We start from the raw sequence: 14,718 nt of genomic DNA, 5'->3' as shown, positions 1-14,718 counted from the left end.
CATGGAAACGGTGAATTTGTCAGCCGACAAATTCACCGCCCCCATGCCTGGTGAATGAGGCCGGCGATCTCGGCATTGACGGCGTCCATCGCCTCGATCGCGCGATCATAGGTTCCTCGGTTCATTGACGATCGCTCGACCTCGTAAAGCGTCTGCTTGGTGATCCCGGCATCAGAGATCGCCGTCGATTTGACCATCTGGTTCTTCAGCATGAATTCGTGGAACATGGTCGACATGAAGCCCACCATCTGCGCCTGCGGCACGTCTGTTGGTTCGTAGCGGGTGATGAGATAGCGGTACCAGGAAAGGTTCACCTCGGCGCCGGCCGCGCGGATCGGCTTCAGGATGCCGCCGAGCATCAGCAGGAACTGTCCCATCGACATGACGTCGAGCATCTGTGGATGGATGGTGATCAATACGCTGGTCGCCGCCGTCAGCGCCGTCAGCGTGAGGTAGCCGAGCTGCGGCGGGCAATCGATGACGACGACGTCGTAGCGCTCGTCGACCTCGGCGAGCGCGCGCGAGATGCGCGTGAAGAAGGTCTTGCCGTCATTGCTCGATTTGTCGGCCATGGCGAGCGGCGTGTCGTACTCGTATTCCTGCAGATCCAGATTGGCCGGCACGATGTCGAGGCCGGGAAAATTGGTGCTGTGGATGATCTCCGACAGCTTCTTCTTCTCGCCGTCGTAGCGGATCGCTTCATAGAGGGAGGAGGCCTGGTCGAATTCCGGCTGGAAGCCGTGCAGCGAAGAGAGCGATGCCTGCGGATCGAGATCGACAGCGAGCACCCGGTGGCCGGTCAGCGCCAGATGCTGGGCGAGATGGGCAGCCGTCGTCGTCTTGCCCGAGCCGCCCTTGAAGTTGACGACGGCGATGACCTGCAGCTTCTCATTGTCGCGGCGATGGGGCACATACATACGGCTCTCGGAGCGGCCATGTGCGTCGAGATAGCGCCGGAGCTCCAGCATCTGCCCGGCGCGGTAGGAGCGGCGCCCGGAAGGCGAGGTCTTGGGGCAGGGGCCCTTGCCTTCGAGATGCAGTTTCTTCAGCGTGCTCTGCGACGCCCCGACATAATTGGCGACTTCGGCGAGCGAGAAACTGCGTAGCGTCTTCTTCGCATTGGGCGGAAAACGTTGGACGCTGAGCAGATGCAGCTTCTTCGAAATCACGTCGCCATGTTCGAGAATCTGATCCTCGAAATAGAGCGGCGCGGCCTTCAGGGCGTTCAAATTAGCGTTCATCGGCGGCAATCTCTCGGATAACGATTTTCGGGAGCAAAAGCCCCTCTAACCGTTATTATCCGCGATTCTCCGATACCGGCCAAGGATTTTAAGGTTAACGGATATTAACCTTTTGATTGCGCGTTCAAGCACTTGGGCAGCACTGCATCGATGTCTGAAAGGGCCTGAGCCATTTGGGGCCGGGGGCGTGGAAAACGCGCCCCCGGCGGCGCCCGGCCGAAGGGGAGGGGGCATTCGGCGGGCTTAACTCAATGGCGCTTCGCCTGATGTGATGCGCTGCTCGTCCGCGGCGAAGAGGTGCACTGCATCGTGGATCGGCGCGATATTCAGTATGTCGCCGGGCGCCGCCCTGATCCGCTCGCGGAAGACGCAGGTGAGCGTCTGCCCTCCCAGCCGGACGAGGACCAGCGTTTCCGAGCCTGTCGGTTCCACGACGATGGTCGTCACCTCGATGCCATCGGGGTCGAGCCTGATATGTTCGGGGCGAATGCCATAGGTGACGGCATTTGCCGGGCGCCGCTCGCTCGGAAGCACCACGCCGTCCACGGTCTTGAAGCCGTCTTCTGCCATGCTGCCCTCGATAAAATTCATCGCCGGCGAGCCGATGAAGCCGGCGACGAAGAGATTGCTCGGGCGGTCGTAGAGTTCGAGCGGCGAGCCGGACTGTTCGATCAGCCCGTCCTTCATGACGACGATCTTGTCGGCCATGGTCATGGCCTCGATCTGGTCGTGGGTGACGTAGATCGTCGTGGTCTGCAGCCGCTGGTGCAGTTCCTTGATTTCCGAGCGCATCTGCACGCGCAGCTTGGCGTCGAGGTTCGACAGCGGCTCGTCGAACAGGAAGACGGCGGGATCGCGCACGATGGCGCGGCCCATCGCCACGCGCTGCCGCTGGCCGCCCGAAAGCTGTTTCGGATAGCGCTCCAAGAGATTTTCGAGGCCGAGGATCTTCGCGGCATTGCCGACCCGATGGTCGATCTCCGATTTCGGCATGCGCTTCAGCCGCAGGGAGAAGCCCATGTTCTTGGCGACCGTCATATGCGGATAGAGCGCATAGTTCTGGAACACCATGGCGATGTCGCGATCCTTCGGCGCCAGCTCGTTGACGATATGCTTGCCGATCTGGATCTGGCCCGAGGTGATGCCTTCCAGGCCGGCGATCATCCGGAGCAGCGTCGATTTCCCGCAGCCGGAGGGGCCGACCAGAACGACAAACTCGCCGTCGCCGATATCGACCGACACGCCTTTGATGGCTTTGAACGCACCGTAATCCTTGCGCGCATTGTTGACCGAAACATGGGCCATGAAACTCCTCCAGAATTCGCCGTCAAAGTCCGTTCAAGACACTCTTGAGATAATCGAGGCCGAGGCGCTCGCCCTCCTTGCGTGCATGGAGATCCTTGCCCGGCCAGCCATAGGCGGCATCCTCATGCTCGATCGAGAGCGTGCCATCGAAGCCATGGCCGCGCGCCTGGCTGAGGAAACGCGGCCAATCGAGAAGGCCGAGCCCCGGCAGCTTGTATTGCCACCAGCCCCTGCCGTGATAGCCGATCGCCTGCAGGGCCTGCTTGTCGATCGCCGTATCCTTGGCATGCAGGATGGCGATGCGATCCTTCACCGTCTCCATCGCCTGATAGGGATCGACGCCGATGCGGATGAGGTGCGAGGGATCGAATTCGAGCCCGAAGCGGCGATCCGGGATTCTGGCGAAAAGTTCCTGCCAGCCCTTCGGCGTGGTGGCGATGAAATTGTCTTTCGGTCCCGGCCAGTTCTCGATCGCGAAGGTGAGGCCGGAGGATTGCGTCTCGGCGATCAGACCGTTCGCGAAGTCGGCGAAATCGCCATAGTTAGCCTCGTCGCTCGCACTGTCGTCCCGTCCGGGGAAGATCACGAAGATCGGCACGCCGGTCTCGCCGATCGCCTGGGCGAACTCCGCCGTCCTCGCCCTGAGCTCCCGGCGCTTGTCGCGGTCGGCATCGAGCTGGTTGCCGAAATAGGTGATCGAGGAGACGAAGAGGCCGCGGTGCCTCGCAAGCGCGACGGCGTCCGCCACCCGATCGGGTGTCTTGATATGTCCGCCGACATCGATCTCGATGGCGTCGAAACCGGCCGAGGCCGCGAAATCCGCCACTTCCTCCAGCGAGCGGTCATTGAATGTCGAGGTATAGAAGCCGATCTTCACCATATCCTCCCGGGCCTTGCGGCCGTTTCAACTGTTCAGCCGATCCATGAGTTTGAGCGGCGAGCGGGTGCGTTGCGCCACATCCGCCGATGCGAGCATCAGGGCGGCCGCCATCGGCATCGCCGCCGCGCCGATCGCCGAGGCGTCCTCGCCGATCGAGGCGCGATGCAGCGAGGGCAGGTTGGTATCCTCGGCGTCGAGATGCTCGTGCACATAGCGCAGCAATTCATCGACGATGCGGATCGGCAGCCTGCCGCCGACGAGCACGGCATCGGGATCGACGATCATCGCGATATGTTTGACGGCGACCGCCAGATGAGCGCTCATTTCCTTGAGCCACCGCGAAACGAGCCGCCTTCCATGCGCGTCGAGCGTCAGCAGGTCCTGGGGAACGCTCACTTCGATGCCGTGTTTGGCCAGGAAATCATAGAGGAAGAACAGCGAGAAGATCTCGCCGAGAAGGTGGACCTTCTGGCCCTTGCCGTCGCGGCCATCGGCGATCGGCAGCCAGCCGATCTCGCCGCTGAGGCCCATGGCGCCGCGATGGCCGTTACCGTCAAGCACCAGGCCGCCGCCCGGGCAGGCATTGACGGCGATATAGAAGAAGCTGCTGCTTTCGGCGCCGAGGCCGTAATCGAGTTCGGCAAGGGCTGCGGCATTGGCCTCGTTCTCGATGAAGACGGGGTGCTGCGTCAGGTTCCCCAGGGCGGCGCGCACATCGAACTCCGTCCATTCCTGATAGGCATCCGGCTTGCCGAGCAGCGAAATTTCGCCAAGCCAATCCGGTACCGCAAGTCCGATGCCGCAAAGGCGCGCATCGTCGATCAGCCGGTTGCGCTGGAAATGCGAGATCGCGTCCGCCGTCAGCTGCATGAATTCACCAGGCAGGATGAAGCGCTTCTCATGATGGACCCGGGCGCGGACATTGCCGACGGCATCGACGGCGAGGATCGTCAGATGGTCGCGATCGATATTGATGCCGATGGCGTAAGAGGCATCCGGGTTGATTTCCAGCTCGATTGCCGGCTGGCCCCGCAGCCCGTGGCGACGGCGGGCTTCCATGATCAGGCCTTCGTCGAGCAGGCGGTCGACGATGCGAGCGATGGCCGGCTTGGTAAAACCGGTCCGCCGCGCGATTTCGGCCCGCGAGATCGGCGCCTGACGATGGATGCAGCGCAGGACGACGGCCCTGTTGTGTTCGCCCGCATCTTCGACATTGGCCCCCGTCAGATCCGGGGAGAGCCTGGCGCCGAGCGTCTGGTTCATGCGTTCGATCCTTCCTCACGCGTCAAGAATGAAGCAGACCGACTCATCCCTTCACCGCGCCGCTGGTCATCGCGCCGAGGATCAGCCTCTGCAGCGACAGGAAGGCCACGATCGCCGGAACGACCGAGATCAGGCAGGCGGCGGCAAGCAGCTGGATGGACGAGTTGGTCTGCATGCCACGGAAGTTAAAGATTCCCACACCGATCGGCATCAGGTCATTTTTGGTGAGCAGCAGGAAAGGCACCAGGAATTGTGACCAGCCGGCAATGACGGTGATGATGAAGACCGAGGCGATGCCCGGCGCCGACAGCGGAAGGATGATCCGCCAGAAGACCGAGAACCGGTTGCAGCCGTCGATCATCGCCGCCTCGTCGAGGCTGCGCGGAATGCCGTCGACCGTGCTCTTCAAGAGCCAGGTCGCAAGGGGAACGCCGAGCGCGATATAGACCATGACCACGGCAAAATGCGTATCGAGCATTCCGAGCCGGTTCATGTAGCGATAGAGCGGCACCATGATGACGAGCGGCGAGATCATCTGGAAAAGCAGGAGGCCCATCATCGACAGGCCCTTGCCGCGGAAATTGAAGCGGGAAAAGGCGTAGGCCGCGGGCAGCGCCACGATCAGCACGCCGAAGCCGCTGAGCGCGGCGAGCTTGAGGCCGTTCCAGAGATAGATCGGGAAATAGCTGTTGTTCAGAACGGTGATGAAATTGTCGATGGTCGGATTGTTGGGAATGTAACGCGCCGCGCCGCGATAGATCTCGCGCTTGTCGCGCATCGCCATCGACAGGAGATAGGTGAGGGGGCCGGCGAAGAAGATGAACATCGCCAGCATGAAGAGGTAGCTCATGGCATCGCCGAGCCGTGTTCCGGTGCGTTGGCTCATTGCTCTTCCTCCTTCGGCAGGAACGAGGCGTAGATGAAGGCGAGCCCGAGGCTGATGATCAGCATCAGCACGGAGAGCACGCTGCCGCCGGAGAGATCGTAGTTCCGGAAAACGATGTTGAAGACGTAGAGCGAGATGACCTCGGTCGCCCGTCCGGGACCGCCACCCGTCAGCGTGATGATCGCATCGAAGGTGTTCACCGTCTGGATGGTGATGAGGATCATGTTGACCAGGATGGCGGCGCGCAGTTGCGGCAGCGTGACGAAGAAGAACTGCTGCGAGGCGGTGGCGCCGTCGACTTCGGCGGCTTCATAAAGCGAGGGATCGATCGCCTTCAGCGCCGCATACATGACGACCATGGAAAAGGCGGTGCCGCGCCAGATGTTGGAGATTAGCGTCGACCATGGCGCGATGGCGGGATCGGAAAGCCAGGCAACGGTCGGCATGTGCATCAGCCTCAGAATGCTGTTCAGCGCGCCGTAGGGCGCTTCGGAAAACAGCATCTGCCAGATGATGCCGCCGGCAATGCCGGGCACGACCCAGGCGACGAGCGCCGTCGTTCTCAGGATCGTCGTGCCGAAGAGGCCGCGCTTTTCGCCGCGGATGACCGTGACGGCGACGGCAAGGCCGAGGATCTGCTGGCCGATGACGCTGCCGCCGACGAAGATCAGCGTCGCCCATAAAATGTCGGGCAACTGCGGCGAGCTCAGCGCATTGGTGATCGAGCTCAGCGTATAGTCCTGATTGTCGCCGATCAGCGTCGCGTTGGTGAAGGAAAGCCGGAAAACATCGATGACGGGGTAGAGATAGAATACGCCGATGACGATGATCACGGGCATGATCCAGGGCAGTGGCGCGCCGGCGAAACGGCGCATGAACGTTCTGCTTTGAGGCGGGCTGTCGGCCTCGATGGCAATGGGGCTCATTGGCTTCTCTGTCCGGGTTTTGGCACTTTCGACGGCGCCTCAAGGCCAGGCGCCGTCGTTATCTGAAGTGGCGGAGATAGCTGCCGCTGGCTGCCACTCACCCTAACCCTCTCCTCGTAAACGGGGCGAGGGGACGTGCCCTGCGAGGCGCTGGTGAGGGACGGCGAGCTTGCGGCTTGTCCCCTTCGCCCCGTGTGCGGGGGTCCGAAGGACGGGTCGAGACACGTGGCTCGACCCCGGTCGGTGGCGGCAGCCGGATGAGGGGCCGGCTAGCGACGCCGCAGCATCACAGCCGCTTGTAGGCCTCCATCGCCGCGCTGAAGGCGGCATCCAGAGCTTCTTCCGGTTTCTTCGTGCCCGAGAGCACGTCGCCCATCATGATCTGGATCTGGTTGGATATTTCAGGATAGATCGGCACGCCGGGGCGGGCCTGGCCGTTGACCAGCGCCTGGGCGAAGGTCTTGTTGGCTTCGGTGGAGAAGACCTCGTACTTGTCGAACAGCGATTTGCGCGTCGGCAGCTGCTGCTGCAGCGCATTGGCCGGGCCCATATAGACCTCGCGGGCGAGGTTGGCGCACATCTCGACCTTGTCCTTGTCCTTGCTGAAGGAGGCAATGGTCCAGCCGCCGGTGCCCGTTGAGCGCTGATCGGCCGTCGGGCCGGGGATCGGCGAGAAGGTCCAGTTGGCGAACTCGTCTTCCTCCAGCGTCGTCTTCAGCTGCGCATATTGCCAGTTGCCGCCGATGAAGAGGGCGGTCGTGCCGGCTGCCGCCGCAGCGTTCATGTCGTCGTAATTGGCGATGGTGCTGACGCGCTTCGGCGCCGCGCCGGAATCGACGAGATCCTTGAAGTAATTCAGCGCCTTCAGGAATTTTTCCTTGTTCTCGCCTTCGCCGAACACCGGCTTGCCGCGGTCGTCGACGAGTTTGCCGCCGAGCGCCCAGTAATTGGCCAGCCAGTCGAAAGTGGTGCCTTCCCAGCGGCCGCCGTTGAAGAGCACGCCTTCCATGCCTTCCTTGGTGGAGGCAAGGGCGGCCTTCTTCAGGTCGTCCCAAGTCTCAGGCGCATCTGATACAATCGACTTGTTGCGGTAGAGCACGCGAAGGTCCGTATCCCACCACCAGGCGCGCACCGTCTGGTCCTTGTCGGTGATGCCGGCGCGGATGAAGGGGAAGAGGTCGTCCACTTCTTCCTTCGAGAAGTAGGGCGTGAAGTCGGCCAGCACCTTGTTGACCATGAACTGCGACAGCACGAAAGAATCGACAGCGGCGCAATCCGGCGCATTGCCGGCCTTGGCCTGCTCCAGCATCTTGGCCTGCTCGGTGCCGATGTCGGAGGACATGAATTGCATCTGCAGTTTCCACTCGGGATGCTTCTTGATGAATTCGACGAACAGCTTCTGATAGCCCTCCGCAATGGCGGGGTCGGAGTTGTTCGGGCTGTCGTTGGTCAGGCGGACGACGAGGGTTTTGGCCGCATCGGCAAGGCCGATCCGGTCTTTGCTAGCTAGTTCCTGGGCAAAAATGGCGGATGCTGAAAATAAGATAGTGCTCAGCGTCAATGCGCTGACGGTCGCGCTCTTCATGATGGGTCTCCTCCCCATTTTGAACGATTACAGCCTGGCGGTCAGTTGACCTCTCCTCATTTCCGTGCTGCATTAATTAGATTAAGTTACTTTGATTTGATGTCAAGCCAGAGCTTTGGGAGGATCGAGATGCTGGCGACATTCAACACCAGCTAGCGCGCCGCCGGCGAAAATCGAGTCGACTTCGCGAGCCACGTCGGAGCATCTCTCCTGGACGCGCGGCGCAGCCACCCCGCAATTTTCCCGGGGAAGAGCCTGAGCGATCGCGGATAACCGTGACCGCAAGCGGCGGTTTTTGCCCGGCGGCAGCCGGAAACCCAACTCTGTGGAGGAGAAGATGCGTTTACTCATTCTCGGCACCGGCGGAATGGCCAACCAGCACGCCGCACGCTTCAAGGCGATCGAAGGCGTCAGCGTCGTCGGCGGCGTCGATGTCGTTCCGGAAAGGCTCGCGGCCTTCTGCACCGAACACGGCATCGCCAATCATTTCCTCTCGCTCGAGGATGCGCTTGCCTGGGGCGAGTTCGATGCGGTCGCCAATGTCACGCCTGACAGCATCCACCATCCCACGACGCTGCAGGCGATTGCCGCCGGCAAGCACGTCTTCTGCGAGAAGCCGCTCGCCACCGATGCTGTCAAGGCCATGGAAATGACCGAGGCGATCGAGCGGGCGGGCAAGGTCGGCATGGTCAACTTCACCTACCGCAACTCGCCGGCGCTGCAGAAAGGCCGGCAGATGGTGCTCGCCGGCGAGATCGGCGCGGTGCGCCATGTCGAGGCGTCGCACCTGCAAAGCTGGCTGGTCGGCCGTCACTGGGGCGACTGGAAGAGCGAAAGCAAATGGCTGTGGCGGCTGAGCAAGAAGCACGGCTCGAACGGCGCGCTCGGTGATATCGGCATCCACATCGTCGATTTCGCTTCCTACGGCTCCGGCCTCGACGTCGCCCATGTCTTCGCCCGGCTGAAGACCTTCGACAAGGCGCCTGGCCATAAGATCGGCGAGTACGATCTCGATGCCAATGACAGCTTCACGATGAATGTCGATTTCACCAATGGCGCGATCGGCACGATCCAGGCAACGCGCACCGCCGCCGGCCAGATGGATCAGCTGCGCCTCAGGGTCTATGGCGAAACCGGCTCGGTCGAGATGATCTACGATACCGGAAAATCGACGCTGCGCGCCTGCCTCGGCGAAGACGTACACACGGCCACCTGGCGCGACGTGCCCTTCGATCCCGTCGAGACCAACTATCAGCGTTTCGTTCAGGCGGTGCGCGCGGGCAAAACCCAGGAGCCGTCTTTCCGCCGCGCGGCGAATATCCAGAAGGTGCTCGACAAGGCGCTGGCCTCCGATCTCAGCCACGCCGATGAGGCGCTTGGCTAGGGCGGTTCAGCTTTCCACGGAAAAGCAGGTCCGTCCTAACCTTTTGCTTTGGCGCGATTCCGGACGGAAAGCCGCTTCGCACTTTTCCTGGAATTGCTTTAGGCCGAAGCCGGCGGCAGCAGCAGCGTGTTGAGGAAGGGCAGCAGCGCCGCACCCAGTGCCACGCCGCCGCCGCTGAAGCTTGCCGGCCGCATCGGCGAAATCCATGGCGTGATGATGGGGCGCGTCGACGTATCGCCCCGCTCGATGGAAAGCTGGTGGATCAGCGCCTCGATCACGCCCTGCGGCAGGTCTCCCCCGATCATGACGGTGCTCGGGGCGAAGAAACCGGCCATGGCGATGATCGGATCGAGCAGATGGCCCGCGGCCTCGCGGATCCATTGCGACAGCAGCGGACAGGAGAATTCCTCGCCGTTCAGCAGCCGGACGAAATCCTCCTCGCCGATGCGCGTGCGGAGCGAGCCGAAGCCGACGACGGTATTGAGCCGGACATTGTCCGGCCCGGTCAGCATTTCGCCGATGCTGCCCGCCCGTCCATGCACGCCGGAATAGGGAATGCCGCGGATGAGGAAGCCTGCCTGCACGTCGTCGTCGATGATGATCATCGCAAGCCCGCCCTCCGGCAGGGCGCTGCCGATCGTGCGTTCGGCAAGAAGGCCCGCCGTGCACTCGTTCTCGACATAGGGCCGCGCGACCGTTGATAGCGCGGCGATGGCGTCGCTCTCATCCTCCGTCCAGTCGTTGGCGGCGATGCCGAGCCCGATGACCGGCAGAGCGGCGTGCCGGTCGACCATGTCGCGGACGGCCGCATGCACCAGCTGGACCTTGTCCGCCGGCTCCACATCGAAATAGGCTCGGTCATGCACCTGGCCGCTCAGATCGACGAGCACGATCTCGCCGCGCGTCTTGCGAAGCTTGACCCCGACCGAAAAAGCGCCTTCCGGCCGCAGCGCAAATTCCGTCGCCGTGGCGCCGCCGCCAAGCCCGTTGCGCCGGTTCGAGGTGACGAGCTTCTCATCCGCCAGCCGCCGCAGAATATTGGTGATGCCGGGCCCGGTCAGCCCGCTATGCCGCCCGAGCTCGGTACGCGTCAGCGGCCCATGCCGGCGGATCGCTTCCAGGATGACGCGAATATTCCGGTCGGCGATCTCACCCGACCTGAGCCCCACCGTTTTGGCGCGCGGACCGCCCATCTCCTGGGTGTGAAGCCGACGCGGCCCTGACCGAAGATACCGCATGACCGTCTTTCCTAGAGCACTATTGCGGTGTGTATCACGCTTGCAGGTGTTCGTAATAGTTTTCTACTCGACCCGCATAACCAACGTGTTCGTTGCTCGAAGCCAACGCTGCGTCATTGGGTGCCCTAGAGGCCCACGGCATGGGAGGCCGTTACGTGGAGTGTTTCGATGTCTCGACTTTGACCGGTCAGCTTTACCGGCTCGAAATATTTCTGCGTAAAGGTCCGCGGATGCGGACGTTGATCGATTTTATCACGTGGATGCTCGCCTAGCCTCCCGCTCTCTGGGAGCTGGCGAATGTGGCAAGACGCTACGGCTGGACTCTAGGTGCCTGCGCTGGTTCGATTGTTTTCGGCGGCATATTTTTGTGGGTCACTGCGCTCCAATAGGTCGCCGAAGGTATCCAGGATAGCGCTTTCGGTGTTGTGCAAGCGCTCCTTCTGCTGGTGGTGCCTCCGGCAGCTACTGTTTTCATTGCTAAGATGACCGGATTCTGCTGGAGTTTTCGCCGGCATTGCCGTTGGATTCTGCGTCTTTGTCATGACCGCCATCATCGGAATTGGCCACTACGGCGAGTGAGGCATTGCGAATGCCAGTCGGCTAACGTTTGCCGAGATCGCTTCGACGGATCAGGCACAAAAAGCCCCGGCAACCCGGGCTTGGCAGATAGCGCTTTGGAGTGAATGCCAACTCGATCCGGATGGCTCCTGGATCTGCACGATAGGGCCCGACGCACTTCCAAGTAGCGGTTGCTACTAATAGCTGCAGGGACGATCGTTGCCAAAACCGTCGCGGCAGGCAGGTCTGAGCCCATAATCGACGCTGCTATATCCAACCGAGCCGGTTTGCAACGAGTTCGGTTGAGCTGGTCGTGCAGGAAGACAACGACAAGGCAACCGCGATGACGGCTGCTACGGCTGCCAATGATTTGCGAATCTGGAGCATCCCACCCTCTCCATCGCCGGCTGAGAGCCAGCGTCTTCAGTGTGATTACCCTGCAGATAGGCGGATGCGGCGATCGGTAAACTGTTGCGCCCGATCAAGATTCCGTTATTCGTTTAAAGCGCGGCGCCGGCTTTCGAGCGGAGGACACCATGCCCGCAGCGATACTGATTGGAGCCTCTGGTTCCGGCAAAACCACCATCACTCTGGTAATTGCCGAGCGCTCTCCCGACGATACGGATGTTCTCTTCTTTGACGCGATAGGCGTGCCGAGCGCTGAGGACATGATGCGGGAATATGGATCAGGCGGAGCTTGGCAGTTGGCCAAGACGGTCGAATGATGATGAGGATCGCCGAAATTGCCACGTCAGGACGACAGGTCGTATTTGAAGGCCAAACTCGGCTTTCGTTCTTGGCTGAAGGGGCGGTCGCCGCAGCTTGGCACGTCTATGTTCCGATCCTTGTCGACTGCGATGATGCCACAGAGCCGCTCGGCTGATGTTCGATCGGCAACAGCCTGAGCTCGCTAATCCCGAGATGATGAACTGGGCGAATTATCTTAGACTTGAGGCGAGAGCGCATGGGTGTGAGATTTTAGACACATCCGCCATGTGGAGCAGGCAGCCTCTTGTGTCTTGAGCCTCATGCTCACCGTCGGTACGCGGCGGTCGGAGCAAGGACCTCTATCGCCGAGGTGACGCGGCGGCCTGAGGTGTCGATGCCCCACGTCTGCTGTATTGCAGAACGGCTACCGCTTGGTGTGTAAATAGGTAGACTGGTGAGATTATCCGGAAGCTTATACACTTCAAATTCTCGATCACGGGAGTGGCAGGCAGACAAGCAAGGTTCAGGCTTTGCACCAATGGTTTCGGGCATGGTCTTCTCATTGGAGCGATAGTGATGGTTTCCACATCTGCGCTGGGGCGAGTTCCACGTTTTCTTATCTGCTTATTCCTGCTGATCGCGTGTCAAGTCTTCACGGGATCTGCTCACGCAGAAAAGCGCGCGGCAATCGTCATTGGCAATAGTGACTATCCTTTTGCGCCGTTGAGCAATCCCCAGAATGACGCCAAGCTGATCGCCAATACCCTGACCGAATTGAATTTCGATGTGCTGTTGTTTTACGACCTGAAGAAAGAGGCGGTCAAGGATCTCAAAGAGACCGTTCGGACGCATCTGGTCGGTGCCGATATTGCCGTCTTCTACTATGCCGGCCACGCCTTGCAGGCCAGTGGCCGCAATCTCCTATTGCCCGTGGACGTCGATACCAGCTCTGCGCAACGGGTCGTCGCCGATGCACTCGTCCTCAATGATCTCATCGATATCGTCAAGAACGATCCTGTCGGGCTGAAGCTCTTCATTCTTGATGCATGCCGAAACAATCCGGCTGCAAATTTCCAAGGCCTTCGTCAGGGGCTGGCAGATACTGAGGCGGGAAGCGGGCAGGTCTTGGTAGCTTATGCAACGAGTGCCGGTGAAGTCGCCTATGATGGCACCGGGCTGAACAGTCCCTATTCGTCGGCGCTCGCCAATGCCCTGCAGCGACCGAACCTAGATGTTTATGACACGTTTCGAACGGTTCGCGGCGATGTCAGGCAAGCGACCGGCAATGCCCAAATACCTTGGATCACCGGCTCGATCGAAACGCGGTTCGTGTTCCGGCCACAGGCCGCAATCTTGAACGCGGAAGCCGTCGTTCCGCCCACCGAGACCTCGAGTCCGGTTAATATTGACGAGGTGCTGTGGACCTTCATCAAGGATAGTCCAGATCCTGCCGATTTCGAGCGCTTCGCAAAGATCTTTCCCCAAAGCGCGCACGCGGCGGAGGCGGAAGAAAAGAGCCGTGTCCAGGTTGCTGCCCTTTCGAAACGCGGGCTTTATGTCCGCGAAAGTCTTGTCGCCTCATCCATTGCCAGCCAGGTGCCGAGCGCGGGCGACTCCGAGGCTAAGGAGTTCGTCTTCCAGCAATCGGGCGAGCGAGCGGTAAGCGAAACGTTCAGGATGTGGCCGAGTTTACTGCCCGAGACGGCGGGCGGGATGCGCAGTCTTGTGACCGAATGCGATCTTTACGGTGCTGACCCGAACGATCCGCAGCGACAAGTCCCCGGCGTCAGTAATGGTCTCGTCAATGTGCGCGACGCGTTGCGGGCCTGCGCCTTTGCGCTTGCAGCAGACCAGAACAATCCCCGGCTGCAATATCAGCTTGGTCGCGTTCTCGAGATCGCCGGTCGATACAACTGGGCGGAGTATTTCTACAAAGTCGCCGGCGGTCATCAGTATAGCGCGGCTCTCGTCAACCTCGGCTATATGGCACGCATGGGGATCGGCCGGAAGGTCGACTACGATCAGGCTCTCTCCTACTACATGGCGGCCGCAAAAATGGGGAACCTGCGCGCACGCACGAACGTCGGCACGGCCTATATTCTTGGCCAAGGTGTCTCGAGGGAGCCGGAAGAAGGCATTCTCTGGTATCGTCTTGCCGCTTCCAGCGGATGGGCGAACGCTATCACGGCGCTGGGTGACTGCTACAGGCTGGGCACGGGTGTAAAGCAGGATGCCTCGCAGGCGGTAGCGCTTTACATCGCGGCGGCCGATACTGGCCAGATCGACGCCATGGCAAATCTGGGTCAGGCCTATATCAGCGGAGAGGGCACCAAAAAGGACCTTGGACGTGGCTTGGAGACCCTGCTCAAGGCAACGGACATGGGCAACAAATACGCCCCCTACTATGCCGCGAGGCTGTACCTGAAAGGCGCCGATAAACTTCCTGCTGATCGAAATCGAGCGCTTTCCCTTTTCAAGTTATCTGCCAATCGCGGCCTTGAACTGGCCAACCTCGATCTTGCCTTCGGTTACGACAAAGGCAGCTTCACGGGAAAGGCGGATGTGCCGCTTGCCTATTATTATGGGGTGCTGGCCGAAAAGCTGGGCGTCAATCGAGCCGATGAAGCGCGCGCGGCGATCGGCAAGAAACTTGACACGGCAACACGGCAAAAGATGGAGGCTCAGGTCGATCTCTTCCTGGAACAGAACGGCAAATGACGGTCCGGAGCTGACCTGAACGGGGG

At 61.0% G+C, this 14,718-nt stretch carries 12 protein-coding genes and 1 pseudogene; 3 read left to right on the top strand and 10 right to left on the bottom strand.

Annotated elements, in window-relative coordinates; translation table 11 throughout:
- Positions 1-32 precede the first annotated feature (32 nt).
- From repA to MHI61_RS29160, 7 genes are all read right to left on the bottom strand, one after another.
- Complete coding sequence (gene repA, locus MHI61_RS29190) at positions 33-1,241, bottom strand: plasmid partitioning protein RepA (RefSeq protein WP_239792951.1); 1,209 nt, start codon at positions 1,239-1,241, stop codon at positions 33-35.
- 243 nt (positions 1,242-1,484) lie between these two features.
- Positions 1,485-2,546: a sn-glycerol-3-phosphate ABC transporter ATP-binding protein UgpC gene (gene ugpC, locus MHI61_RS29185; RefSeq protein ID WP_239792950.1), complete on the bottom strand. Its 1,062-nt coding sequence runs from the start codon at positions 2,544-2,546 to the stop codon at positions 1,485-1,487.
- Positions 2,547-2,568: 22 nt separating this feature from the next.
- Positions 2,569-3,423, bottom strand: coding sequence for a sugar phosphate isomerase/epimerase (locus MHI61_RS29180; RefSeq protein WP_239792949.1), 855 nt, complete (start codon positions 3,421-3,423; stop codon positions 2,569-2,571).
- 27 nt (positions 3,424-3,450) lie between these two features.
- Positions 3,451-4,689, bottom strand: a complete 1,239-nt coding sequence (locus MHI61_RS29175) for an ROK family transcriptional regulator (RefSeq protein ID WP_239792948.1) — start codon at positions 4,687-4,689, stop codon at positions 3,451-3,453.
- A gap of 43 nt (positions 4,690-4,732) precedes the next feature.
- Positions 4,733-5,575, bottom strand: coding sequence for a carbohydrate ABC transporter permease (locus MHI61_RS29170; RefSeq protein ID WP_239792947.1), 843 nt, complete (start codon positions 5,573-5,575; stop codon positions 4,733-4,735).
- A complete protein-coding gene (locus MHI61_RS29165; protein ID WP_239792946.1) occupies positions 5,572-6,501 on the bottom strand; it encodes a sugar ABC transporter permease in 930 nt (309 codons plus the stop codon). The genes MHI61_RS29170 and MHI61_RS29165 overlap by 4 nt, the downstream gene beginning before the upstream one ends.
- Positions 6,502-6,787: 286 nt before the next feature.
- The gene (locus tag MHI61_RS29160) at positions 6,788-8,086 is read right to left on the bottom strand and encodes an extracellular solute-binding protein (protein ID WP_239792945.1); all 1,299 of its coding nucleotides are present in this window, start codon (positions 8,084-8,086) and stop codon (positions 6,788-6,790) included.
- A gap of 337 nt (positions 8,087-8,423) precedes the next feature.
- Here MHI61_RS29160 and MHI61_RS29155 point away from each other — a divergent pair, with 337 nt between their 5' ends.
- Positions 8,424-9,470, top strand: coding sequence for a Gfo/Idh/MocA family oxidoreductase (locus tag MHI61_RS29155; protein ID WP_239792944.1), 1,047 nt, complete (start codon positions 8,424-8,426; stop codon positions 9,468-9,470).
- 98 nt (positions 9,471-9,568) lie between these two features.
- Here MHI61_RS29155 and MHI61_RS29150 read toward each other — a convergent pair whose 3' ends face one another.
- The 3 genes and pseudogenes from MHI61_RS29150 to MHI61_RS29140 form a co-directional block, all read right to left on the bottom strand.
- Entirely contained in the window at positions 9,569-10,708 is a 1,140-nt protein-coding gene (locus tag MHI61_RS29150; protein WP_239792943.1) for an ROK family transcriptional regulator, read from the bottom strand.
- A gap of 323 nt (positions 10,709-11,031) precedes the next feature.
- Positions 11,032-11,250 (bottom strand): hypothetical protein, encoded by a 219-nt coding sequence (locus MHI61_RS29145; RefSeq protein WP_239792942.1) that lies wholly within the window; start codon positions 11,248-11,250, stop codon positions 11,032-11,034.
- 213 nt (positions 11,251-11,463) lie between these two features.
- Positions 11,464-11,653, bottom strand: a pseudogene (locus MHI61_RS29140) (hypothetical protein).
- Positions 11,654-11,802: 149 nt separating this feature from the next.
- Here MHI61_RS29140 and MHI61_RS29135 point away from each other — a divergent pair.
- Together MHI61_RS29135 and MHI61_RS29130 are read left to right on the top strand one after the other, a co-directional pair.
- Complete coding sequence (locus MHI61_RS29135) at positions 11,803-11,991, top strand: hypothetical protein (RefSeq protein WP_239792941.1); 189 nt, start codon at positions 11,803-11,805, stop codon at positions 11,989-11,991.
- 559 nt (positions 11,992-12,550) lie between these two features.
- Positions 12,551-14,692 carry a caspase family protein gene (locus tag MHI61_RS29130; RefSeq protein WP_239792940.1) on the top strand — a complete coding sequence of 714 codons (2,142 nt, stop codon included), beginning with the start codon at positions 12,551-12,553 and terminating at the stop codon, positions 14,690-14,692.
- The last annotated feature ends 26 nt before the right edge of the window (positions 14,693-14,718 follow it).

Origin of the sequence: Rhizobium sp. K102, from assembly GCF_022385315.1 — a bacterium.
In the GTDB taxonomy this organism is placed as follows: domain Bacteria; phylum Pseudomonadota; class Alphaproteobacteria; order Rhizobiales; family Rhizobiaceae; genus Rhizobium; species Rhizobium croatiense.
This window is presented reverse-complemented; position numbering and strand designations above follow the sequence as displayed.

What these genes read in the sequence shown, in the direction of transcription:
- repA (WP_239792951.1), bottom strand. Translation starts at nt 1,241, where the DNA reads ATGAACGCTAATTTGAACGCCCTGAAGGCCGCGCCGCTCTATTTCGAG.
- ugpC (WP_239792950.1), bottom strand. Translation starts at nt 2,546, where the DNA reads ATGGCCCATGTTTCGGTCAACAATGCGCGCAAGGATTACGGTGCGTTC.
- MHI61_RS29175 (WP_239792948.1), bottom strand. Translation starts at nt 4,689, where the DNA reads ATGAACCAGACGCTCGGCGCCAGGCTCTCCCCGGATCTGACGGGGGCC.
- MHI61_RS29170 (WP_239792947.1), bottom strand. Translation starts at nt 5,575, where the DNA reads ATGAGCCAACGCACCGGAACACGGCTCGGCGATGCCATGAGCTACCTC.
- MHI61_RS29165 (WP_239792946.1), bottom strand. Translation starts at nt 6,501, where the DNA reads ATGAGCCCCATTGCCATCGAGGCCGACAGCCCGCCTCAAAGCAGAACG.
- MHI61_RS29160 (WP_239792945.1), bottom strand. Translation starts at nt 8,086, where the DNA reads ATGAAGAGCGCGACCGTCAGCGCATTGACGCTGAGCACTATCTTATTT.
- MHI61_RS29155 (WP_239792944.1), top strand. Translation starts at nt 8,424, where the DNA reads ATGCGTTTACTCATTCTCGGCACCGGCGGAATGGCCAACCAGCACGCC.
- MHI61_RS29150 (WP_239792943.1), bottom strand. Translation starts at nt 10,708, where the DNA reads ATGCGGTATCTTCGGTCAGGGCCGCGTCGGCTTCACACCCAGGAGATG.
- MHI61_RS29145 (WP_239792942.1), bottom strand. Translation starts at nt 11,250, where the DNA reads ATGACAAAGACGCAGAATCCAACGGCAATGCCGGCGAAAACTCCAGCA.
- MHI61_RS29135 (WP_239792941.1), top strand. Translation starts at nt 11,803, where the DNA reads ATGCCCGCAGCGATACTGATTGGAGCCTCTGGTTCCGGCAAAACCACC.
- MHI61_RS29130 (WP_239792940.1), top strand. Translation starts at nt 12,551, where the DNA reads ATGGTTTCCACATCTGCGCTGGGGCGAGTTCCACGTTTTCTTATCTGC.